General features: G+C 61.4%; 22 protein-coding genes. 7 read left to right on the top strand and 15 right to left on the bottom strand.

Annotated features, from left to right (window positions below; translation table 11 throughout):
• The first annotated feature begins 10 nt into the window (after positions 1 to 10).
• Entirely contained in the window at positions 11 to 1072 is a 1062-nt protein-coding gene (locus AC1D0Z_RS03895) for a malate/lactate/ureidoglycolate dehydrogenase (RefSeq protein WP_477656930.1), read from the top strand.
• A 17-nt stretch (positions 1073 to 1089) separates the two neighbouring features.
• Here the strand turns inward: AC1D0Z_RS03895 and AC1D0Z_RS03890 are convergent, their stop codons facing one another.
• Positions 1090 to 1845, bottom strand: coding sequence for an SDR family NAD(P)-dependent oxidoreductase (locus AC1D0Z_RS03890; protein WP_477656929.1), 756 nt, complete (start codon positions 1843 to 1845; stop codon positions 1090 to 1092).
• Positions 1846 to 1902: 57 nt separating this feature from the next.
• Complete coding sequence (locus AC1D0Z_RS03885) at positions 1903 to 3321, bottom strand: mannitol dehydrogenase family protein (RefSeq protein ID WP_477656928.1); 1419 nt, start codon at positions 3319 to 3321, stop codon at positions 1903 to 1905.
• Positions 3322 to 3422: 101 nt separating this feature from the next.
• On the opposite strand from AC1D0Z_RS03885, the gene AC1D0Z_RS03880 reads away from it, so the two are divergent.
• From AC1D0Z_RS03880 to manD, 6 genes are all read left to right on the top strand, one after another.
• Positions 3423 to 4157: a FadR/GntR family transcriptional regulator gene (locus AC1D0Z_RS03880; RefSeq protein ID WP_477656927.1), complete on the top strand. Its 735-nt coding sequence runs from the start codon at positions 3423 to 3425 to the stop codon at positions 4155 to 4157.
• Between the two features lie 207 nt (positions 4158 to 4364).
• Positions 4365 to 5210: a substrate-binding periplasmic protein gene (locus AC1D0Z_RS03875; protein WP_477656926.1), complete on the top strand. Its 846-nt coding sequence runs from the start codon at positions 4365 to 4367 to the stop codon at positions 5208 to 5210.
• 66 nt (positions 5211 to 5276) lie between these two features.
• Entirely contained in the window at positions 5277 to 5942 is a 666-nt protein-coding gene (locus tag AC1D0Z_RS03870; RefSeq protein ID WP_477656925.1) for an amino acid ABC transporter permease, read from the top strand.
• A complete protein-coding gene (locus tag AC1D0Z_RS03865) occupies positions 5939 to 6598 on the top strand; it encodes an amino acid ABC transporter permease (RefSeq protein WP_477656924.1) in 660 nt (219 codons plus the stop codon). The genes AC1D0Z_RS03870 and AC1D0Z_RS03865 overlap by 4 nt, the downstream gene beginning before the upstream one ends.
• A gap of 11 nt (positions 6599 to 6609) precedes the next feature.
• A complete protein-coding gene (locus AC1D0Z_RS03860; RefSeq protein WP_477656923.1) occupies positions 6610 to 7395 on the top strand; it encodes an amino acid ABC transporter ATP-binding protein in 786 nt (261 codons plus the stop codon).
• Between the two features lie 59 nt (positions 7396 to 7454).
• Positions 7455 to 8666 carry a D-mannonate dehydratase ManD gene (gene manD, locus AC1D0Z_RS03855; protein WP_477656922.1) on the top strand — a complete coding sequence of 404 codons (1212 nt, stop codon included), beginning with the start codon at positions 7455 to 7457 and terminating at the stop codon, positions 8664 to 8666.
• Positions 8667 to 8851: 185 nt separating this feature from the next.
• On the opposite strand, the gene slmA is transcribed toward manD, so the two are convergent.
• The 13 genes from slmA to AC1D0Z_RS03790 form a co-directional block, all read right to left on the bottom strand.
• A complete protein-coding gene (slmA, locus tag AC1D0Z_RS03850; RefSeq protein ID WP_477656921.1) occupies positions 8852 to 9499 on the bottom strand; it encodes a nucleoid occlusion factor SlmA in 648 nt (215 codons plus the stop codon).
• Between the two features lie 165 nt (positions 9500 to 9664).
• Positions 9665 to 11119, bottom strand: coding sequence for a sensor histidine kinase (locus AC1D0Z_RS03845; protein WP_477656957.1), 1455 nt, complete (start codon positions 11117 to 11119; stop codon positions 9665 to 9667).
• 108 nt (positions 11120 to 11227) lie between these two features.
• Positions 11228 to 11932, bottom strand: a complete 705-nt coding sequence (locus AC1D0Z_RS03840; RefSeq protein WP_477656920.1) for a response regulator — start codon at positions 11930 to 11932, stop codon at positions 11228 to 11230.
• Positions 11933 to 12214: 282 nt separating this feature from the next.
• A complete protein-coding gene (gene argB, locus AC1D0Z_RS03835) occupies positions 12215 to 13126 on the bottom strand; it encodes an acetylglutamate kinase (protein ID WP_477656919.1) in 912 nt (303 codons plus the stop codon).
• A 75-nt stretch (positions 13127 to 13201) separates the two neighbouring features.
• The gene (locus tag AC1D0Z_RS03830; RefSeq protein ID WP_477656918.1) at positions 13202 to 14305 is read right to left on the bottom strand and encodes a glycosyltransferase family 4 protein; all 1104 of its coding nucleotides are present in this window, start codon (positions 14303 to 14305) and stop codon (positions 13202 to 13204) included.
• A 167-nt stretch (positions 14306 to 14472) separates the two neighbouring features.
• Complete coding sequence (locus tag AC1D0Z_RS03825; protein ID WP_477656917.1) at positions 14473 to 15267, bottom strand: glycosyltransferase family 2 protein; 795 nt, start codon at positions 15265 to 15267, stop codon at positions 14473 to 14475.
• Entirely contained in the window at positions 15267 to 16283 is a 1017-nt protein-coding gene (locus AC1D0Z_RS03820; RefSeq protein ID WP_477656916.1) for a glycosyltransferase family protein, read from the bottom strand. The genes AC1D0Z_RS03825 and AC1D0Z_RS03820 overlap by 1 nt, the downstream gene beginning before the upstream one ends.
• A 67-nt stretch (positions 16284 to 16350) precedes the next feature.
• Positions 16351 to 17148 carry a class I SAM-dependent methyltransferase gene (locus AC1D0Z_RS03815; protein ID WP_477656915.1) on the bottom strand — a complete coding sequence of 266 codons (798 nt, stop codon included), beginning with the start codon at positions 17146 to 17148 and terminating at the stop codon, positions 16351 to 16353.
• Complete coding sequence (locus tag AC1D0Z_RS03810) at positions 17145 to 18281, bottom strand: glycosyltransferase family protein (RefSeq protein ID WP_477656914.1); 1137 nt, start codon at positions 18279 to 18281, stop codon at positions 17145 to 17147. The genes AC1D0Z_RS03815 and AC1D0Z_RS03810 overlap by 4 nt, the downstream gene beginning before the upstream one ends.
• A gap of 9 nt (positions 18282 to 18290) precedes the next feature.
• Entirely contained in the window at positions 18291 to 19295 is a 1005-nt protein-coding gene (locus AC1D0Z_RS03805; RefSeq protein WP_477656913.1) for a class I SAM-dependent methyltransferase, read from the bottom strand.
• Positions 19292 to 20167, bottom strand: a complete 876-nt coding sequence (locus AC1D0Z_RS03800) for a glycosyltransferase family 2 protein (RefSeq protein WP_477656912.1) — start codon at positions 20165 to 20167, stop codon at positions 19292 to 19294. The genes AC1D0Z_RS03805 and AC1D0Z_RS03800 overlap by 4 nt, the downstream gene beginning before the upstream one ends.
• Before the next feature lie 15 nt (positions 20168 to 20182).
• Positions 20183 to 21028: a methyltransferase, TIGR04325 family gene (locus AC1D0Z_RS03795; RefSeq protein ID WP_477656911.1), complete on the bottom strand. Its 846-nt coding sequence runs from the start codon at positions 21026 to 21028 to the stop codon at positions 20183 to 20185.
• Positions 21025 to 21906, bottom strand: coding sequence for a hypothetical protein (locus AC1D0Z_RS03790; RefSeq protein WP_477656910.1), 882 nt, complete (start codon positions 21904 to 21906; stop codon positions 21025 to 21027). The genes AC1D0Z_RS03795 and AC1D0Z_RS03790 overlap by 4 nt, the downstream gene beginning before the upstream one ends.
• Positions 21907 to 22025: the final 119 nt, after the last annotated feature.

The raw sequence follows: 22025 nt of genomic DNA, 5'->3' as shown, positions 1-22025 counted from the left end.
AGGGCGTCACATGCAAAAAGTGCTTCAAGCCCAATACCTGCGTGCGCAAGCAGCTACTATTTTCATAGCAGCCGGTAGTACGGCCGCCGAGGCGGAAAAAGTCGCCGCCAACCTGGTGATGGCCAACCTGAGCGGCCACGACTCCCACGGCATCGGCATGCTGCCGCGCTACGTCGATGCCGTTCTCGAAGGCGGCCTCACGCCCAACGCCAGCGTCAAAACCTTGCTCGATACCGGTTCGCTGCTCAGCCTTGATGGCCAGCGCGGTTACGGCCAGGCCATTGGCGAGCAGGCGATGGCGCTGGGCATGGCCCGCGCCAAAACACACGGCAGCTGCATCATGACGCTGGCGCAATCCCACCATCTGGGCCGGATCGGCCACTTCGCCGAGATGGCGGTGGCCCAGGGGCTGGTGTCCCTGCACTTCGTGAACGTGATGACACGGCCGGTCGTGGCGGCCTGGGGCGGCACGGATGGGCGTTACGGCACCAACCCCTGCTGCATCGGCATACCGCTCAAGGACAAACCACCTTTCGTGCTGGATTTCGCGACAAGCCGCGTGGCCCAGGGAAAAATGCGCGTGGCGCACAACCAGGGCAAATCCGTCCAGCCGGGCCTGCTGATCGACGAACACGGCCAGCCGACCACCAACCCCGGTGTGGTAGTGGTGCCGCAAGCGAACGGATTCTTTGGCGCGCTCATGCCCTTCGGCGAGCACAAGGGTTACGGCCTGGCGGTGGCTTGCGAGCTGCTGGGCGGCGCGCTCTCCGGCGGTGGCACCTGGCACCATCCCACCGTGAGCGGGCGGGCTGTCTACAACAGCATGCTCACCATCCTGATCGACCCGGGCAAGCTGGGCACACAGTCGAGCATGGAAACCGAGGCGCTGGCTTTCGTCGATTGGCTGCGCAAAAGCCCGCCGGCCGACGGTGTCGACGCCGTGCAGATAGCCGGTGAACCGGAGCGCCGCGCGCGTGTGGAGCGCGAGCGAGATGGCATTGAGATCGACGCCAGCACGTGGGAAGAGATCGTGGCCGCAGCCAGCAAGGTGGGTCTCAGCCTGGCGGCTTGAAAAGCCGGTTTTGCACTTCAGTCAAACTGCAGACCACCATTAAGGTCCAGCACCTCGCCGGTGATGAAGCCGCTGAGCGGATGCGCCAGGAACAGCACGCTGTGGGCCAGCTCTTCAAGCTCACAGAAGCGGCCCACAGGAATCTTTTGCCGCAACTCTGCCTGCCGCTCCGCACTCACCTGCTCGGTCAGCATCTGCGTTTTGACAAAAGTGGGCGCCAGCGCATTGCAGGTGACGCCGAAGGGTGCGTACTCACGCGCAAAGCTGAAGGTCAGAGAAATGACCGCGCCCTTGCTGGCCGCATACGCGGGTAGTGGCGACAAGCCGCCGGTCTTCGCGCCGTAGGACGATATGTTGACGATGCGGCCGAAGCCGCGCGCCTTCATGCCGGGAGCGACGCGCTGGCTCACATAGAACACGCCGTCCAGGTTGATCCTCAGCGTCTTGTGCCAGAGCTCGGGCGTGGTCTGCTCGCAGTTGGCGTATTGCAGAAAGCCGGCGTTGTTGACGCAGACGTCGATGCGGCCGAAGTGTTTTTCGATCTGGTCACACGCCGAATGCACCTGGGCATGGTCGCTCACATCCATGACAAAACAGGCCAGGCGGTTGCCGTGGTGGGCGAGCTCGCTGGCCACTGCCTCGGTGTGCAAATCTGTTGCCGCGACACGGTAGCCCGCATCCAGCAACGCTCGTACCGTGGCCAGCCCCATACCGGCATTGGCGCCGGTGACAAGGGCGACCTGGTCGTGGATGGGGGGATGCTTGGGGATCATGGTGGAGGTTCGTTTTCGGTTGTTGGAATGAGGGGGACGTGAAGAGGGCAAGCGCAGTCATGCGTGCGGCGCGTGCGCTGCCTTGAATTGCGCAAGCGCCACACCAACGCCAAGCGCCTGGATACGTTCCAGCCAGAAGCCCACCCGCGAAGTCCAGCGCGTATCGGCCGGCAGCATGTCGCCCCAGATGGCCGGTTGCCCGAGCAAGGCCGCGACTGTGGCAAGCACATCATCAGGGTGCTGTTTCGCAAGCGTCTGCAGGCGCTCGCCGGCAGGGTCTGAAATCACATAAGGCCGGCCCTGCTCATCTTCGGCCAACAGGTAGCGCATCCAGACGGCCGCCGCGAAGGCCAGTGGCTCGACATCAGCGCCGGCCGACAGCCGAGTTTGCAGTGTGGGCAACCAACGCAAGGGTATCTTGAGCGAGCTGTCAGAGGCGATCTGGTGCACCTTGTGATGCAGCTCTGCATTGGCGAAACGCGCGAGCAGGGCATCGCGGTAGGCCGGCAGGCCGGGACGCTGCAGCTGCGGCATCATGGTATCGGTCATCAGGTAGTGGACAAACCAGCGGATGTCCGCATTGGCCACGCAATCGGCGACTGTCGGCAGCCCCAAAACGGCGCCCATCAAGGCTATGGCGGTATGGCTGCCGTTGAGCATGCAGAGCTTGGCTTGCTCGAAGGGCTTCACGTCCGCCACCACTTGTACGTCCGCCGAGGCCAGAACCTTTGCGTCGGCCGGTTCGGCGAAGCGGTCTTCAATCACCCATTCCCAAAAGCCTTCAGTGCTGACGGCGCATTGATCGGCAGCGCCCAGCGCTTGAGCTGCTTCCTGCAGCCGTTCGGCGGTAGCGGCCGGAACAATGCGGTCAACCATGCTGTTCGGAAAGGCGCAGTATTCCTTTATCCAGTCCGCCAGTGTTGCGTCGTGCTTCCCGGCATGGTCCAGGCATAAGCTTTGCAGCTTGCGGCCGTTGTCGGTGAGGTTGTCGCACGAAGCTATCGTCAACCCGCCGACGCCAGCCTGGCAGCGTGCGTCCAGGCCTTTGACCAGTAAAGCCGCAAGGTCCGGGCCGTAGCCTTTCTCGGTCACCGTCAGCGTGACCCAGCGCGTGGAAGGCGCGGCAATGGCATCGATCACGCGCTGCGCCTCGCGCGCCGCCACGCAGGTGCCGAGCACCGAGCCCACCACCTGCCAGCTACGGCCCACATGGCTGTTGATTTGCATCGAATACAAGCCCTGTTGCTGCGCGAGTGCGTCGGCGAGCTGCGTGGTGCGCATGGCCACGCCCAGCACACCCCAGCGGGCGTCACCGTTTTGAAGCAAGGTATCAAACACCACGGCCTGGTGGGCGCGGTGAAAAGCACCCAGGCCCAGATGCACTACGCCGATGCGGGAAGACTTTCTGTCAAAAAGGGGAATCGTGATGCCGCAGTCGGCCAGGGCGGGCAGCGCCGCCGGAGTGAGTTMTTGCATGGCGCCATCTTAGGGAGGCCAGGCGGGCATATTTATAGTGGTAAACCACGATATCGAGAATTGGTGTGCCATGAATAATTTGGTCCAACCACTTTATTCTTATGAGTACATCACCCGTCAAAGCCCCCACAGTTCCAGAGGTAGTGCTTCCGGCCTCTAACACAGACCGGTCTTACCAAAAGCTGGCTGCGCAGATCCTGGAGCTGATTGGGCAGGGCGAATTTGCCTCCGGCGCCCGCCTGCCTTCAGAGCGCGCGCTGGCCGAGCGGTTTGACGTAAGCCGCACCTCGGTACGCGAGGCCATCATTGCGCTGGAGCTGCAGGGCGCAGTCGAGGTGCGCGGCGGCTCCGGCATTTATGTGGCGCAGTTGCCGGCCATACGCCCGCCCGTGTTCATGCCACAAACCGGCCCGGGGCCTTTTGAGGTGCTGCGCGCCCGCTGCCTGATCGAATCGGAAATTGCTTCGGTGGCCGCAGTGACCCGCCAGGACGCCGACCTGGACCGCATCTTTGCCGCTCTGGCGGCCATGCGCGAACACATGGCCGACAAGCTCGCCAACGAATCGGCTGACCGGCTCTTTCACCTGCGGATTGCAGAAGCCACCGGCAACAGCGTGCTGCTGCAGATGGTGACTGCGCTGTGGGATCACGCGCGTGGGCCGCTATGGTCGCAGATGGAAGCGCACTTTCACTCCCCTGCGCTGCGCGCAGCTTCGCAGGAAGACCACCAGCGTGTGTTTAGCGCATTGCTGGCACGCGACGCCGAAGGCGCACGCGCTGCCATGCGCGCCCACCTGGAACGGGTCATCAGCGAATTCGCCCAAGCCTGGCGCTGAGTATGGCCCCCACGCTTTTCGCTTCGCGTAATGCGCTGCCCCCCGAGGGGGCCGCCCGCCTGTGGCCCGGCAAAGCCGGTTCCACGGCTCATGCTTGGCTAATTCCCGCCTTTTGCGCAGGCCGGCGGTACTGAACATTCCAGGCAGACACATCACCATCACCCACCCGCGCCGGGGAAACGGCGCATTACAACCAGGAGACAAAGCATGAAACATCCCTCACTCATCCGCCGGCAGCTGCCGGCGCTCATCGCCGGCCTGCTGATGGCAGCCGGCGTGGGCCAGGCTTTTGCGCAGGCTGTGCCGGCGCCGGGTACCAGCGCGCGCATTGACGCCATCAAGAAAGCCGGCGTGCTGCGCGCCGCCGTGCTGTCGAACCCGCCCTGGCTGGTCGAAAACACCACCGGTTCGGGCGATGCCTGGGCCGGCCCGGCGTGGATTCTGGCCAATGAATATGCGCGCCTCTTGGGCGTGAAGCTGCAGCCGGTTCCCGTCTCGCACGAGACCAAGGTGCCGGTGCTGGCCTCCAACCAGGCCGACATGACGATCTCGCCGCTGTCGGTAACGCCTGAGCGACTGAAGGTGGTGGACTTCGTGACCTACTCGGCCACGGCGCTGTGCATGTTCGGCCGTGCCGACAACCCGAAGGTGGCCAAGGCGAAATCGATTGACGAGTTCAACAGCCCCGACATCACGGTGGCGTATTTCACCGGCGGCGGAGAAGAGAACTGGGTCAAGAAGCGCTTCCCCAATGCCAAACTGCGCGGCGTGTCCACCGCCGGCACAGCCGCGCCCGTGGAAGAAATCATGGCCAAACGAGCCGACGTGACGCCTATCAACCGGGTGCCATGGGTCGCACTGAACCGCAAGGTCAAGGGCCTGAAGGCGCTGCCTGATGGCAACAATTGCCAGAACAGTAACGAGCAGGCGGTGCCCATCGGCCTGGCCATCGACAAGAACCAGCCCGAGTACTTCAACTGGCTCAAGGCCGTGAACGAAACCATGAAGCCGAAGCTCGAAGCGGACGAAATCCGCGTCATCGGCACGATGTAACCCTGCGCGGCCGGGTGTGGCCCACAGGCTGCACCCGGCCCTGCCTTGCGAGACAGACCCGTCCCCATGGAACTTGATTTTTCACCCCTGATCGACAGCTGGCAGTACCTGCTGGGCGGCCTGGGGCTCACATTGCTTCTGTCGGTGCTGACCGCTGCGGGCAGCCTGGTGCTGGGCACCGCGCTCGGCCTGGGCCGCGTATACGGCCCCGCGTGGCTGCGCATCCCGATTGTTTTTTACATCGACACGCAGCGCGCCATTCCCGTGCTGGTGATTCTGGTGTGGTTTTATTTCGCCGTGCCCATCCTGACGGGCATCAGCTTTCACCCCTTCTGGGCCGCGCTGATGGCGCTGACGCTGCACATCGCCGCGTACGTGGCCGAGATCGTACGGGCCGGCATTGAATCCATCCGCCCCGGGCAGGTACGCGCCGCGCTGGCGCTGGGTATGTCTCGCGCGCAGATCGTGCGCAAGGTGGTACTGCCGCAAGCGCTGGTGCGCATGCTGCCCTCCTTCGGCTCCATCCTTTCCATCACCATCAAAGACACTGCCATTGCTGCCGTGATCGCCGTGCCGGAGCTCATGAAGCGCGCCGAAACCATCGCCGGCCAAAGCTACCGGCCGATTGAGGTGTTCACCACCGTGATGGTGATTTATTTCATCATCCTGTTCCCGGGCTCGCGGCTGATCGACCGCCTCTACCAGCGCATCGCGCACCTGGGGCGCTCATGAATCTCGACTGGAACATTGTCTGGGAACACCGCTGGGACCTGGCGCACGGCGCCGGGCTGACCGTGCTGCTCACCGTGCTGACCATGCTGGCGGCGGTCCCGGCCGGCATCGTGCTGGCGCTGATGCGGCTGTCGCGCTCGCGCATCCTTTCTACCGCGTCACTGTGGTTTGTGGAGTTCTTTCGCAACCTGCCGCTGATCCTCGTTGTGTATTGGGCGTTCTATGTGATGCCGGTGTTTCTGCACATCGAGTTCTCGGCCTTCACCACCGGGCTGATCGCGCTCTGCCTGAATGTCTCTGCCTACAACGCCGAGACCTTCCGCGCCGGCATCAATTCGATTCGCAAAGGCCAGATGGAAGCGGCGATTGCCGTGGGCATGAGCCGCTGGCAAGCGATGAAGAAGATCATCATCCCGCAGGCCTGGAGACGTGTGCTGCCGGTGTTGGCCAGCACCTGGGTATCGCTGTTCAAGGACACTTCGCTGGTGTCGGTGATCGCGGTGGGAGAACTTGCGCATGTGGCGCTGCAGATTCGCTCATCGAGCTTTCGCGTGCTGGAAATGCTGACCGCCATGGCGGTGATTTACTGGTTGATGGGTTATCCGCAGGCCAAGCTGGTCGACTGGATTCACAAACGATTTGAGGTCAAGGAATGAACGGCGACAACATGACGACAAGCCCCGCTGCCCACGGCGAGCGCCGCGGCGCCCACCTGCCGCCGGTGGTGGTGTATGACCAGGTGCGCAAGCTATATGGCGACTTCGTGGCTATCGACGGGGTGTCGGTGCAAGTCAACAAGGGCGAGGTGATGTGCCTGATCGGGCCGTCGGGATCGGGCAAGTCCACCCTGCTTCGCTGCACGAATGCACTTGAGGTGGTGGACGGCGGACGCGTGCTGTTTGACGGCGTGCCGCTGCCGACCGATGAGACCGAGGCACGCAAGGTGCGCCGGCGCATGGGCATGGTGTTCCAGAATTTCGAGCTGTTTCCGCACAAGAGCGCACTCGACAACGTGGCGATTGGCCCGGTCACTGTGTTGGGCATGAGCGAAGACGAAGCGCGCGCCCGCGCGATGAAGTTGCTTGAAAAAGTAGGCCTTGCCGACAAGGCGAACAACTTCCCGAGCGGACTCTCAGGCGGCCAGCAGCAGCGTGTGGCGATCGCCCGAGCGCTGGCGATGGAGCCGGAGGTGATGCTGTTTGACGAGCCAACCTCGGCGCTTGACCCGGAGACCATCGGCGAGGTGCTTAACGTGATGAAGCGCCTGGCCGAAGAAGGCATGACCATGGTGGTTGTCACGCATGAAATGGCTTTTGCCCAACGGGTGGCGAACTGGGTGGTGGTGTTTGACCACGGCAAAGTGGTCGAGCAGGGGCCGCCGGACCAGATATTCGAAAACCCTGCACAGGAGCGTACGCGCGACTTCCTTGGTCACTTGGGCTGGAGCGGCTGAACCTCCGCACACTTTTTTGAACCTCTTCACCACAAACATACCGGCCTTCCGGAGACTTCATGAAAATTACCAACGCACGCGTCATCGTCTGCAGCCCCGGCCGCAACTTCGTCACCCTCAAAATCGAAACCGATGAGGGCCTGACCGGCATCGGCGATGCCACGCTCAACGGGCGTGAGCTGTCCGTGGTCAGCTACCTGACGGAACACGTGATTCCCTGCCTGATCGGCCGCGACCCGCATCAGATCGAAGACATCTGGCAGTATCTCTACAAGGGTGCCTACTGGCGGCGCGGCCCTGTCACCATGAGCGCGACCGCTGCGGTGGACACCGCACTCTGGGACATCAAGGCCAAGGCCGCCAACATGCCGCTGTACCAGCTGCTGGGCGGGCGCAGCCGCAACGGCGTGATGGTCTACGGCCACGCCAATGGCAGCGATATCGGGCACACCGTCGAGGAAGTGCTGCGCTACAAGGAAATGGGCTACCAGGCCATACGCGCGCAAAGCGGTGTGCCGGGCCTGGAGAAGGTTTACGGCGTGGGCAAGGGCAACATGTTTTACGAGCCGGCCGACGCCGACCTGCCCAGCGAACACGACTGGAGCAGCGAAAAATACCTGCTGCACACGCCAAAGTTGTTCGACGCAGTACGCCAGGCCGTCGGGCCGGACATCCATTTGCTGCACGACGTGCATCACCGCCTGACCCCCATTGAGGCAGGCCGGCTGGGCAAATCACTGGAGCCCTATCACCTGTTCTGGATCGAGGACGCGACACCGGCCGAAAACCAGGAGGCTTTTCGCCTGATCCGCCAGCACACGACCACGCCGTTGGCCGTGGGCGAGATTTTCAACACCATCTGGGACTGCAAGGACTTGATCCAGAACCAGTTGATTGACTACATCCGTGCAACGGTGGTGCATGCCGGCGGCATTACCCACCTTCGGCGCATTGCCGACTTCGCGGCGATGTACCAGGTACGCACCGGCTGCCACGGCGCAACCGACCTCTCACCGGTGTGCATGGGCGCAGCGCTGCACTTTGACACCTGGGTCCCCAACTTCGGGGTGCAGGAGTACATGCGCCACACCGACCAGACTGACGAGGTGTTCCCGCACGGTTATCGCTTCGACAAAGGCTTTATGCACTGCGGCGAAACGCCTGGTCATGGCGTGGAGATTGACGAGAAGCTGGCCGCCAAATACCCGTACCAGCGCGCCTACCTGCCGGTGAACCGCCTGCAGCACGACGGCACCTTGTGGAATTGGTGAGGGCGGAAAATTTAAGCAAAATCAGCCTCTAGCCCAATCAGGACGTGCACGAGCAGCTACCAATTTAATAGCAATCGTTTGAACTGAGTCAAGCCAGCGGGCGCCGCGGAACGGGCTTCGCCCGGCCGCAGGCGCCGTCCCCTGAAAGGGGAAAAGGCGCTACACGAAGTGAGCGCCGATAGGGGTCAGCCCAATATATTGGCGAGGCTGGCTTCCAGGTGCTCTGAGGGTAGGCGTTTGAAGCCTGAGCGGGCGAAACGCTGAAGGCGGCCGACCATGAAGGCCACGATGACCGAGGCGCGAACCTGGGCATCTACCGTGGGGGTGGCGGCGCCGTTGGCGGCCGCGGCATCGCGCAGGCTTTGCTTCAGGCTGGATTCCAGTTTGTCGAAGAACTGGTTCATGCGTTCCTGCAGGCGGTCGTTTTCAAACACCAGCGCGTCGCCCACCATGACGCGCGTCATGCCAGGGTTCTTTTCGGCAAACTGCAAGATCATGACGACCAGCTTGCGGGTGCGGGCCGAATGGTCGGGTTCGCGTTCGCCTATCTGGTTAATGAGGGTGAAAACACTTTGCTCGATAAATTCGATCAGGCCTTCGAACATCTGCGCCTTGCTGGCGAAATGGCGATACAGGGCTGCTTCGCTCACGTCCAGTTTGGCCGCCAGGGCCGAAGTGGTGATGCGCTCTGCGCCCGGCTGCTCCAGCATGGTGGCCAGCGCCTGAAGGATCTGGACCCGGCGCTCACCCGGTTTGGGGCGCTTGCGCACCACAGGCTCAGCTGCTGGCGTGGCGTGCGGGCTCAGTTCGGATTCAGACGCTAAGTCGGACATAGGCGATGAGAAAGTAGGAAATGTTTCAAAAAACCGGGAATCGTTGCAATTGATTCTCGCACAGCCAAGTGACAGTTCGTCTCTCAACCTACCCGGGTTTTTGCCAGTGAGGCAAAGGCACAACGGTATGTTTCGTAACAGCAAGCGCTTACTGTGGTGGGCTAGCTACAAACTCAATCGAACCCGTAATCCATACGGCCCTGCGGGACCAGTGCCGRCATGGTCGAGCTCCAGATGTGAATGGTGGACCCGGGCGATTTCACTGGCAATGGCTAATCCCAGGCCATTGCCTTCCCCGGCTGTGCCCTGCACGCGGTAAAAGCGCTGCAGCGCCATGCCCCGCTCATCAGGGGCAATGCCCGGGCCGTCGTCTTCCACCTCCAGGAAGACGCCCCAACGCCCGTGCGTGGAGCCGCCCGAAGACCCATGCTGGTCCGGTGCACCTGACGCGGCCAGGCCCGCCCCCTGACCGCAGCGAATCGTGACCGTGCCGCCCAGTGGTGTGTATTTGACGGCGTTGTCCACCAGATTGCCCAGCAACTCGCGCAGCAGCCACTCATAGCCGCTCACCTGTGCGGGCTGGGTTTCAAGCCCGAGGTCAATGCCTTTGCGCATGGCGGCATCCAGGTACAACGGCAGAATCGATTCGCAGAGGTCTTTCAGGTCTACCCGTTGCATAGGCTGCGCACCGGCGGCTGACGCGTCGGCGCGCGAGAGCGCCAGCAGCTGGTTGGCGAGCTGCGAGGTCCGGCGGGTGGCATTGCGCAGCTTGATGATTTTTTCGGCCGATAAGGTGACCGCCCCGTCCGAGCCTGCGGCCTCAGCCACTTTGGCCGCTTGTGCCCAAGCCTCGACCTGGGCCTGCAGCCCGGCCAGTGGTGTGCGCAGCTGGTGCGCTGCATCGGCCACAAAACGGCGCTGCCCTTCCGCCTGGTCATTTACCAGGCCAAAAAGACGGTTCAAGGCACTCACCAGCGGCTGCACCTCGGCCGGCGTGGCCAGCGGGTCAATGGCGCTCAAGTCGCGCGGGTTGCGGCGCTCCACCGCGTCCTTGAGCTCAATCAAGGGCTTGAGTGCCCGTGTGACGGCCCAGTTGACGGCAAAACCCGCAGCCACAACCAGAATCAGGTTGGGCAGCAGCACCTTGAACAAGACGGAGCGCACCCACTGCTGGCGCGGGTCGGACCCGTCCGCCAGCTGGACGATCAGCTCACCCACCGCAGTCTTCATGCGCTGCGCGGCGATGCGATAGGTCACGCCGTTGTATTCGATGCTGTGGAATTCCGGTTCATGGGTGGCCGGCAGCAGTTCGGGAATCCAGGGCTCACCGGCCAGAAAGTCCCCTTCCGCATCGGCAAGGCGAAATCCGGCAAAGCTGGTCCGGCCCTTGAGGAAATCATCCACGGCAGGGGCCAGGAGCAGCACAGGCGCACTTCCCGGGGTGGCGCCCGGCGCGACAACCGAATCGGCCAGCAGGGGAATCAGCCGGAGCAACTGCTGGTCTTTTTGCAGGGCGACATCGCCCGCCGTCTGGTAGTCGAAATAAATGCTCACCAGCGCAAAAGTCCCCAGCGGGAAAAGCAGCAGCATGAGCAGCCGGCGCTGCAGGCCGGACTTCATGGCGGCAGGAACAAACGCATTGCCGCCCGTGCGTGCGGCCACCGCACGAAGCCAGCCTCTCAGGCGCGCAGCCCGGGGCCAGCCGAAAAAATTCATGGCCACACCGCCCTATTCGGCGCCGGCGCCGGGTGGCGTCCCGGGCGGATTGTCTGCAAGCTCCAGCCGATAACCGAAGCCGCGAATGGACCGCACCGCTATGCCATGCGGCTCCAGCTTGCCGCGCAGCCGGGAGATGTATACCTCAATGGCATTGGGCGTGATTTCCTTGTCCCAGCCCGTCATGGCCTGCAGCAGCTTGTCCTTGCTGGCCGGCTTGGGCGCGTTGATCAGCAAATATTCCATCACCGTCCATTCGCGCGGCCCGAGCTCTATCAACTGGCCGTTGGCACGGGCCTCGCGGTTGGCGGTGTCCAGCTCCAGCGCGCCAAAACTCAGCGTGGCGCTGGTCGCGGCCTGAGACCGGCGCAGCAGCGCACGCAGGCGCGCCAGCAGTTCGGGCAGCTCAAAAGGTTTGACCATGTAGTCATCCGCCCCGAGGTCCAGCCCCTGGACACGGTCCTGCAAGGCGTCGCGGGCCGTCAGGATGAGTACCGGCATGGCCATTCCGCTGCGGCGCAGGCGGCGTGTCAGTTCCAGCCCGTCAATGCGCGGCAGCCCAATGTCAATGATCGCGGCGTCGAAGGACTCGCCCTGCAGGACTTCTTCCGCGCGCTCGGCACTGCCGACCCAGTCGACCGCGTAGCCGGCGTCACTGAGCCCCAGCTTGATGCCGCTGGCCACCATCACGTCGTCTTCAACCAGTAAGAGTCGCATAACGATTGTCCGTTTCGTCGCCAATGCCGATTAACCCGCCGGGCTGGGTCAATTGAAAAGCCGGTGCCGTTGCCCGATCTTGTTTTTTGCCCGGTATGGGCCGCCAGTCTGCCAGACGGGCACTGTCGCCACCCTGACGGCGGAAGAAAAGCCCTTACTTTGCTATAATTTTTATAGCTGCTAGCGCTCGTCCAATAAGGCCTACAGCCGGTTTTTACTCAAAATCAGAGCGTCGGTGAACCCTGGGAGGCTGCTACTGGACTGCTTACTGCCCCGTGGGGCTCAGTGCGAACGGATCATGGTCCCGTAGGCCTGATCGGTCAGGATTTCCAGCAGCATGGCATGCGGCACCCGGCCATCGATGATGTGGACCGAATTCACGCCGCTTTTGGCGGCATCCAGCGCACCCTCAATCTTGGGCAGCATGCCGCCTGAAATCGTTCCGTCGGCAAACAGCTCGTCGATTTCGCGCGCGCTCAGGTCGGTCAGCAATTCCCCGGCCTTGTTCAGCACGCCGGGCGTGTTGGTGAGCAGCACCAGTTTCTCGGCTTTCAGCACGGTGGCCAGCTTGCCCGCAACCACGTCGGCATTGATGTTGTAGCTCTCGTTTTCCTCGCCAAACCCGATCGGGCTGATCACCGGAATGAAGGCATCATCCTGCAGCGCCTTGACCACGCTCGGGTCAATGCTGACGATGTCGCCCACAAAGCCGATGTCGTGCTCCTTCGCCGGGTCATCCTTGTCGACCATCTTGAGCTTTTGCGCACGGATCAACCCGCCGTCGCGGCCCGTCAGGCCCACAGCCTTGCCGCCGGCCTGGTTGATCAGCCCCACGATGTCTTGCTGAACCTGTCCGGCCAGCACCCACTCCACCACTTCCATGGTTTCTTCGTCGGTGACGCGCATGCCCTGGATGAAATGTCCCTTTTTGCCCAGGCGGTTCAACGCAGCCTCGATTTGCGGGCCGCCGCCGTGCACCACCACCGGGTTCATGCCGACCAGCTTGAGCAGCACCACGTCCTCCGCAAAATCAGCCTGCAGGGCCGGGTCCGTCATGGCGTTGCCGCCATATTTGATGACCATGGTCTTGCCGTGAAACTTGCGGATGTAGGGTAGCGCCTGGGCCAGGATCTCGGCTTTGTCGCGCGGGCCTACGTGGGAAAGGTCAGGGTCGTTGGCGGTGTGAGTGGTCATTCGCAAGGTGCCTTTTCAGGAGAGGGCAGAGGTGAATATGCCTGAATTGTGCCGCATTGCCATATCGCCGGAAGCTCAGCGGCGCAACCAGCGCGGCACCTTGAAGCGGATGATGGCAATGTAAAAGCCAACGTAGGAAAAGACAAACAGCGCGCAAAACAGCATGAGCACCACCGTATTGCGCCAAAACAGAATGGCAGGCACCACCGTCATCAAGGTGAAGCTCCACAGGTAGGGGGAGGTCCGGTTGTTTCGCATCAGCATGCGGCGCGAAGCATCGTCGTGAAACACACCGCGCACAATCCGGCGGTAGATAAGCTGGTGGAAATGCAGGGCATCGGCAAGCCCCGGGGAACTGCCGCGCGCAAGCTTGCGATAAATGGAAAAGATCGTCTCCCAGACCGGATAGATCAGCAGCAGCATCGGAAACCACGGCGAGACCGATTCATGACGCTGAACCAGCAGGATGGACGCGACAGCGATCACGACTCCCCACAAGTAAGCGCCGCCGTCACCGGCAAAAATGAGCCCCCTCGGGTAATTCCAGTAAAGAAAGCCGGCAGTTGCACCGACCAGACAAATCAACATGGCAGCCAGTTGCCTGTCACCGAGCTGGAGCGCCACGTGGGTAATCGCCATACAAACCAGCAGGGCAACCGTTCCCGCCAATCCGTTATACCCATCAATGATATTGAACGCATGGGGCAGGCCGCAGATCGCAAATACCGCGAGTGCGATACCCAACCAGGGCATGGCCAGCAGCCAGTTGTCGATGGCAGGCAAGCCCAGACGGGAGAGGGACAATCCGAGCAATCCGCAGGCCAGCGCGGCGGAGATGCCGGTTAGTACAAGCCGATAACGTACCGACAGTCGCTGTGTCGTATCTTCGTAAATTCCCCCCAACACAGCCGGCAGAACGACCACGATCCAGCTCACGGCGAATTTCCAGTCGACGCCGACATTGATGGGAATGCCCACGCTTTCAGCCACCGCCGCCGCAAACCAGCTCACCGCCACGCCAGCCAGTATGCCCACACCCCCCAGGCGCGGAATATCGCCGGCGTGAAAGCGCTGGGGCTTGGACGCGTCATAGTTTCTGGCGTGGCCTCGCGCACCCCGTATGCACAGGATGCCCCCCACCAGGGACAGCGCAAAACTTATTGCCAGCAGTAAAACCATAAGATCGCGTCCAGTTATCGGTTGAGGGCAAGCCTGGCCCGGGGTGTTCAGGGAAACAGGACTACCAGCCAGGTGGGCAAGGCAGGCGCCTCAGCGACCCGCCAAGGTGGGCCATTTTATCCAGCAACGGATTCCTCACCCCGGTGCGATATGCGGTGCTTTTCCTGTCAGGGCGCCGGGCGGATGAATTCCCAGACCTTGAGCGGGTAACGCGAAAGCATCCTGAACCAGCCGGTAGGGATCGAATTGGCGCGGCAGGCCCTTATCATTTCACGGTTAAGGAGCAGCGTTGCGCGCCAGCCGCTGGTACTGACGCCCCCCGTCTGCATGCGCACCAGCACCTCAGGCCAATGCCGATGCCGAAGGTCATGGTGGTGAAACACCCTCGCGATGAACTCGAAATCGCCCGCGATGCGGTAATCCGTGCGGAAGGCACCAAAGCGGTCGAAGAGTGATTTGCGCACAAACAGGCCGGGGTGCGCGGGCATCCACCCCCAGCCGAGACGCCCGGGCCTGAAACGGCCAGAGTTGTAGCGGCGAACCACCTTGCCCATCTGTGAGGCGTTGAAAAATTCAACGTCGCCGTACAACGCATCGAGTTGCTCCGCCTCCATTGCGGTGGCAATACGCGCCAGCACACCCTCATCGGCATAAAAATCGTCAGCATTCAAAAATGCCACGACGTCGCCCGTGGCCCGGGCCACACCCTTATTCATGGCATCGTAAATGCCCTTGTCGGGTTCGGAAACGAGTGTTGAGACGCGGCCGCTGCTGGCGGCGATCACAGCCAGCGTGTTGTCTTTGGACGCCCCATCAATTACCACGTGCTCGACATGAGGCCATGTTTGCGAGGCGACCGACTGCAGGGTCCGTGCGATCGTCGCTGCGCTGTTGTAGCAGACGGTAATCACGCTGATTTTGAGTGGGGCGGCAGTTGCCGCCCGGTCGGGCGCCGCGGCCATCAGAGACGCAGCAACCGCCGCAGGACGTCTTTGACCGGGCGCGGCAGGAAGCGCTGAACCCATCGCCTTCCGGCGATCTGGGCCGCGGGTTTCATCCCGGCGCTGAAACCTGGTTTGGCATGCCGCACTTCAACCACCGCCTCCTTGAGAGCGGCCTCATAAGCGTCGTAGATTGCAGAAGGTTCCGCGCATTCGGAGGTGTAAAAAGCCGAAAGCCGGTCGAACTTGCCGTTATCGAGCAACTGGAACTGGTGAAAGTGATAAAAAATCACCGGCATCCCCTCGACACTCGGCGTGCCATCGGCCAACACGCCAAACTTGTATTGCGCATAGTTCCAGGGAGCAATGCCCGCACCCGGATGCTGCAGGATATGCGTCGACGAATAACGCGCCGGCCACGCGTCGAGATACTTCTGATCGCCCATGCGCTCGTCCTCTAGCCGGTAATAGCACCACTCGACGCACTGCTCACGCCAGCGAGCAAGGCATGCCATGCCCTGTTCGTCACGCCGGAAACTCACCCACTCCACACAAAACCGCCCATTCACCTCCAGGTGCTGGAGTCTGGGCGTGAAGCGGTGCTCGATGATCGCAATTGAGGCATCGCCAATTTCGTCGAACAGCGGCTGAAGCGGCGAATAAAACAGAAGGTCGGCGTCGACGTAGGTCAGCATCGAAATACCGGGATTGTTCGCCAACACGTAGGAAGGCAGTACCGGTGACAGGGTCCAGCAGTACTCGGCGACCGAACGGTCCTTTTTTGCTTCCAGCAGCGCCGCGTCTTCTATCTCGGCCAGCGAGATGCAGGTGACCGCCGGGAAGTTGAGTGCGGTGATGATTTCACGCGTCTGTTCATCCATGCACAACAGGTGAACGTGCGCCTCGGGGCAATACGTAAAAAGCGAGCGCAGCATCGCGACGCCCTTGAGCAGGTAATTGCTGTCGAACAGCGTGCAGAAATTTCGGGTGATCATCTTGGGCTTTTGAACCACCGCCAAGCGGCTGGCGTTCCGCATGTTTCAGTGCGGCGTGTGAGGCTGATTTTCGCACAGCCATGAACCGCTCCTGCGGTGACCACGCCAGTCAGCTGACGCGGCAGAGATAGGTGCGTACAGCGCTGGTCGGAGCGCCTGGCGGGTCTTCGGACAAAGTCCAGGTCTGAATCAATTCCAGCCCGTTGGCTTGCAGCAAATCCAGAAACTGCGTTTCATTGAAATGGATTTCGATCGTCTCCACGCCATACGCCAGCTTGCGGAAATACCGGTTCGGCTGCTCGAGCACCACCGGCGTACGGTGAAAAACCGCATAGTGGCGTGCGACGCGCGCAGTTTCTGCGACCGCCGCCTCGTATTCGGGAATATGCAAAAGGCAACAACCGGAGATCACCACGTCGAATGCATCGGCCGGATAGCGCAGCGCTGTGGCGTCCTCGACATCGAACTTCAAAGCTGGGTATTTCTGCCGTGCCAGCGCAACGAAAGCCTCGGAATAATCGGCCCCCGCATAATCAACGCCCAGCCCAGCGATGGCAAAAACCTCGGAGTAAAACCCACTCGAACAACCCACTTCAAGTACAGATGTAGGGCCTCCAGTTTTAGGCAAGCCCCGCAGGGCCTCGACCATGACGTCGAAGACATCAATCTTCGCGCCGTTGCGGTAGTCGGCGAGTTGCCGGTCTACAAGTTCACGCTGCTTTTGGGGCAATTCATTGTCTTGCCATGCGCTGCGCAGGCGCGAGGATTCGGTACCGGCAACGGCACCCTGTACCTCTACATAACGTGAGGACACGCTCGAGGACGGCAGCAATGTGTCGCGTACACGTTTGAGCTGTGCCTTCAGCCGCGGGAACTTCCCCAGGAACGCCCTTAACGCCATCATCATGCCTTGCGTGCCGAAAGGTGACGCTCAAGAATGGGCGCAAGCTCTTCCATCCGCCTTTTGTAGGTATGGTCGCGCAACGTGCGCGCCTGGCCGGCCTTTGCGATGGCAGCGGCCTCCTGTGGATGCGCCAGGTAGTAACGGACAAGTTCAGCCGCTTCTTCCTGGCTTGAGTAGGCAACCACCTCTTTGCCAACCTCGAAGATGGCACCCAGGTTGTCCTTGCGATCCGTCAGCAGCAGCGAACCAACGCCCGTGGCTTCGTAGAGCCRCATGTTGTTCGCGTTGTTTTCAGCGACATTGATATGGCGGTTGATGGTAATTTTGCTGCGTGCCAGCGCCCGGTACATGTCGAGCCCCCAAACCTCGCCGTTGTGGCGCTTGCGGATCAATGAACTGCGCGGCAGGGTCTTCGCGCCATAACCGAAAAACTGGATTGGTGTGGTTGCAGCAAGATGCTCAAGCAGGGGCACCGCCTTGCCGTGATACCGGCTGATACCGCCGACAAAGCTGACATCAACATCCTTCGGAACCTGGCCGAGCATATCAAGCACGCGGGTGTCAAAGCCGATCTTGAAATACTCCGAATCAATTCCCGTAGCTTTCAGCCTTTCGACGAAGTGCGGGAAAGAGGTGAGTATGAGGTCATACCCGTCGAGAAACGATTGGGGAGGGAGCGGACAGGCTATCTGCCCAACCACCAGTTTGACGTCCTTCTTGAGGTCGCGCAGCACATCACCCGGGAAAAAACTCAGGTCCTGGCAATACAGCACATCGGGCTTGAAGGATTTCACCTGGGCAATGGCCACCTCCATGAGGCCAGGAAGGGCGGCAAGGCGCCGCCCTATGACCGGCAGGCGGAATGTTCTGTGCGGCAGCTTGAGCGCAAAGGCGCTGAAAGGCACCTGGTTCTCTCGTGCCCACCTGTCCTGAAGTGGCACACAGTTAGCGATCAGGTCGATAGCTTCATGGCCCATCTCGCCAAGATGGCGGGAATAGAAGTCCGATGTGCCAAACGCTGCCTCCAGCAGCGAGGCGCGCTGGCTGGCGGAATCCTTTTGCTTGAGGCCGTTGTTACGCCGGTAGTGCGCCTTCAGGAATTTGGCGTAATAGGTGTCGAGTATGGCAATGCGCATGTTCACCACCTACTTGCTGGCGCGCACGCGCAGCTCGACCAGCAGGCTGTCGCCCTGCCCCAGCGCATCCACCACCCGGTTGAAGGCAGCCATGGCCAGACTGATGACCCCTCGCAGCCTGCGGGCCAGTCCGTTTTTGACACGGGTGAAAAAACTGATACGCGCCGCAGCCTCGCCACCATGCGCCCAGCCCTCGGAGGCCTGGCCTTCTACCGTGCTTTCGGCCATTGCACGCAATTGCAGAACCGTCCAGAGGTTCGGCGTGATCGTCCGGGCCCGAACCACTTCGAAACCAGCTTTCTCGGCAAGCTTGCCAAACGACCTGCGGTTGAAATGGTGCTGGTGGTAAGGCACATGCCAGTTGATCCATTTGTGGCCCGACAACTTGCGTTGCAAAGAGCCGGCATTGGGAAAGGACATCACGGCGCGTCCGCCGGGCTTCAGCCGCTCGCGGACATTGCGCATCAGCGCCTCAGGCTCCGGTACATGTTCAATAACCTGGTTCAAAACCACCATGTCGAAGGACTCGCCGGGAAACGGCTGGTCGTGGATACTGCCTACATGGACCCGCAGGCCGAAATGATCGGCGATGCGTTTGACATTGGGGTCTGCCTCAACGCCGTAACCTTGAACGCCAAGATTGCGCTGCTCAAGAAGTGACAGACAGGAGCCGCTGCCGATGTCAAGCACCTTCTCCCCCGGTTTGGCAAGGTAGTGCCCCTGGTTGTCGGTGCCCGCGAGCCAGCGCCTGAAACCCGCGCGCGGAGCAAGTACCTGCGCGGCTTCCTTCTCAAGCGCATCAAAATCAACGCTGCGGCGTGGGTAATAGGTGCTGTAGAGGTGCGGGAGATCCGACTCAAGTAACGGCGGCGTGGTTGCCATCTGCGTGCATGATGGGCAGCGCTGAATCGAGTACACGCCGGGACAGCCGTAACGGTCGTCCCAAATTTTGTCGATGAAGCCCTGCATGGCGCTGCCACAGACGATACAGGTGGATGGGACGGCTGCGTTCATGAGGGGGAGTTTCCTGTTCTGCGGAATCTATATTGTTGCAAAGCGCGCCACGCCGCAAAAACCGACATGCGCAAAGGCGCTGTCAGGCGCTGCAGTGGCGAGCCGACGAGCATATGGAATGCCAGACGGCGAATGATATTGCTGGATGAGCGGGGACTGAAAAGGCGGTCCCACCAGCCCAGGCGCGACACATCATTACCGTAGACCGGTGGTGAATGCACGGCAGCGTGGCTGCTGACCAGCAACGGTACACCTGCACGCCCAAAACGCATGGCCACTTCATAGTCGGCAAAATAATGTGGCAACCAGAACGTCCGCATCTGGCCATAACGCTCAAAAAGTTCGATCGGATAAAGCGTGCCGCGGCCCGACAAGGCATCGACCTTGTAGGTCGGTGCCGGGTTGCGGATCTGTTCGGGTGAAAGCTCGCTGAACAAATCCCAAACCGCGATGCGGTTCAGGTTGACGCGCGGCCCGATACTCACCAGCGGCGGGTCGCGGTCATCTTCGTGAATCACGCTGCCTACCGCCGCACCTCGGGCGTCCTGGCTGACCTTGATGAGCGTCTCGACATAATCTTCAGCAAACCAGGTATCGTTATTCAAAAACAGGACATAGTCTCCCTCCCGCTTGCGGGAGGCTGCATACTCAAGGCCCTTCTGGATCGCACCACCCCACCACAGGTTGCCGTCGCCGCGCAGTTCAACCACATCCTTTTGCTGCGCGAGCCAGGCGGCGGTGCCATCGGTCGAGCCATCGTTGATCACAACAATACAAAGCTGGGGCGCGAGAGTTTGCGCGCGCAGGGAGGCGATCACGCGCTCCGTGTGCTGCAACCGGTTGAATACCGGGATCAAAACGTAAATGGTCATACCTTGTGCGATTGCTCAGAGCCGCTTTTGAAGAAACCAGCCCGCGTAAGGCGACGAGAAGCCGTCAATATCGACACTGCTGCCTGGGTAAGGATCAAAAGTATCGATGATTTCGTAGCCATGGCGGGCAAACGCCGCCTCGAGCCGGTCCGCATCGAGCAGCCAGACCGGGTAGCTGGCGTCATATATCCACGCCGGCACATGCTGGACGGCGAGCCTGTCGCCGCCGTTCCGGTGAGCCAGGGTACGGTCGATAAGCACGTAAGGCAATCCGAGCGACAGCAGTTCGTCGAGCCGTTCGTAAGGATTTTCAAGGTACTGCAGCGTGGCCGACGACAGGCCAAAGTTGGGCGCTATCGCTGCGGCACAATCTGTGATCGACAGGTAATAGTCCAGCGTCGCGGTCGTAAACTCGCGACGCCCCGCCTCGACATAGTGGGCCTGCTCGACGACACCCCAGCGAAGCTCAGGCAGGTGCCCGAGCACCGCGCGATGCTGATGGTACGAGCTGCCGAGCGCCCCGCCGAAATCCAGCACACGCAGATGCCCATTCTCGCGCGAGGCAGCGTAGAGCAGCCACGCAAGCAGCGGATGCGAATAGGCGGCCCGGTCATAGACCACAGTGTCGCGTTCATAAGCAGCCGTGCCTTCGTGCACAAGCCGGGTCGCAGCTACCGCTTTCTGGAGAATCGCCGGACGGTCATAGCCGCCGGCGGCAGCAAGGGCGTCGCGCCATAGCGTGTAATCCCCGTCGAAATAATTGTTGGTCGCCCGGTATTGCGCTTCGCGTTCCGCGCGCTCGTCCCGGCCCAATTGCGCAAAGGCACGGAAACCAAACAAGGTGAGATCGACGGTCTTCACGAACCGCCTTCCAGACATGCTGCGAACGGGACGCGCGGAAACTCGTCCAGCTCGCCTCCAGGCGTCGCGTTCACCACAGTAATTCCGTTAGCCGAGGCGATCTGCCTCAGCACGCGGTATTGACGCCAAAGCCGCGCAAGTGACTGAAATTCGTCGTGCCACGGCGTTTGCACTACGCCGCTCTCAGAGACCGAAATATCCTTGCCTGCTTGCACCCCCAACTCGAACGCATAACGATAATTTCGGCTACGGAAGTGATCGTGATCGACACCGAGCAGTGCAACGCGATTGAAACCGAGGTACATCGCGATCATTAGCGCCATCACCGGCACCGACTCAACCCTTGGGACCGGACCCGACAGGTCGATCAGTGCAGTCGATTCGATCTCGTCAAAGCTTTCTCTAAACGCAAGATAGTGAACCTTGCGGCCTTCAAACAACCCATGCTCGCGCACCAGCGCGGCCTCGGTCTCATTGAGGAACAGTTCCGCGGCTCCAAGTCGCGCGTGCATTTCACGAAACCAAGTCACGACATCCAGGGATTTCATACGCCCATAGGTCACTTGCGGAACACAGTGATAGCGTGGCGCGATTGCGGCATAGTCACGATGCAAATAACCGTTTGACACACTGATCACGGTCTTGCCGCGCAGCACCGCGAGATCAAGTCCTTTGGCGCTCGGTCCGTTGCCAAGGATAAAACAATGTTGCCCCGCGTGCCGTCCTCGCAACGCAGCATTGGCCGCGAGCGTTTGGGCGGAAAGCTCATCAGGCGGTATCGGGCGCGCACGCTCGAGCCAGCGCCGGCGCGCCACATGAACACCATGCGGGAGCAGCCAGGACAGCCAGCGAGCGAAACGCCTCAGGTTTGCAGCCATTTCACAACCTCATAGACCTCGGCATACCGCACGCCGATGCGCTGGCCAGCGTTTTCCGCTTCATTGCTGAAAAAACTGATCCACTTGGCCCCCGTCCGCTCCATCTCGGATTCGTGCGC

It is taken from the genome of Polaromonas sp. P1_E3 (assembly GCF_056405935.1).
This window is presented reverse-complemented; position numbering and strand designations above follow the sequence as displayed.

Coding starts and splice junctions, on each gene's coding strand:
- AC1D0Z_RS03860 (WP_477656923.1), top strand. CDS start 6,610: ATGACGACAAGCCCCGCTGCCCACGGCGAGCGCCGCGGCGCCCACCTG.
- AC1D0Z_RS03800 (WP_477656912.1), bottom strand. CDS start 20,167: ATGACCATTTACGTTTTGATCCCGGTATTCAACCGGTTGCAGCACACG.
- argB (WP_477656919.1), bottom strand. CDS start 13,126: ATGACCACTCACACCGCCAACGACCCTGACCTTTCCCACGTAGGCCCG.
- AC1D0Z_RS03895 (WP_477656930.1), top strand. CDS start 11: ATGCAAAAAGTGCTTCAAGCCCAATACCTGCGTGCGCAAGCAGCTACT.
- AC1D0Z_RS03805 (WP_477656913.1), bottom strand. CDS start 19,295: ATGAACGCAGCCGTCCCATCCACCTGTATCGTCTGTGGCAGCGCCATG.
- AC1D0Z_RS03865 (WP_477656924.1), top strand. CDS start 5,939: ATGAATCTCGACTGGAACATTGTCTGGGAACACCGCTGGGACCTGGCG.
- manD (WP_477656922.1), top strand. CDS start 7,455: ATGAAAATTACCAACGCACGCGTCATCGTCTGCAGCCCCGGCCGCAAC.
- AC1D0Z_RS03870 (WP_477656925.1), top strand. CDS start 5,277: ATGGAACTTGATTTTTCACCCCTGATCGACAGCTGGCAGTACCTGCTG.
- AC1D0Z_RS03875 (WP_477656926.1), top strand. CDS start 4,365: ATGAAACATCCCTCACTCATCCGCCGGCAGCTGCCGGCGCTCATCGCC.
- AC1D0Z_RS03880 (WP_477656927.1), top strand. CDS start 3,423: ATGAGTACATCACCCGTCAAAGCCCCCACAGTTCCAGAGGTAGTGCTT.
- AC1D0Z_RS03815 (WP_477656915.1), bottom strand. CDS start 17,148: ATGATGATGGCGTTAAGGGCGTTCCTGGGGAAGTTCCCGCGGCTGAAG.
- AC1D0Z_RS03890 (WP_477656929.1), bottom strand. CDS start 1,845: ATGATCCCCAAGCATCCCCCCATCCACGACCAGGTCGCCCTTGTCACC.
- AC1D0Z_RS03790 (WP_477656910.1), bottom strand. CDS start 21,906: ATGGCTGCAAACCTGAGGCGTTTCGCTCGCTGGCTGTCCTGGCTGCTC.
- slmA (WP_477656921.1), bottom strand. CDS start 9,499: ATGTCCGACTTAGCGTCTGAATCCGAACTGAGCCCGCACGCCACGCCA.
- AC1D0Z_RS03840 (WP_477656920.1), bottom strand. CDS start 11,932: ATGCGACTCTTACTGGTTGAAGACGACGTGATGGTGGCCAGCGGCATC.
- AC1D0Z_RS03820 (WP_477656916.1), bottom strand. CDS start 16,283: ATGCGGAACGCCAGCCGCTTGGCGGTGGTTCAAAAGCCCAAGATGATC.
- AC1D0Z_RS03830 (WP_477656918.1), bottom strand. CDS start 14,305: ATGGTTTTACTGCTGGCAATAAGTTTTGCGCTGTCCCTGGTGGGGGGC.
- AC1D0Z_RS03825 (WP_477656917.1), bottom strand. CDS start 15,267: ATGGCCGCGGCGCCCGACCGGGCGGCAACTGCCGCCCCACTCAAAATC.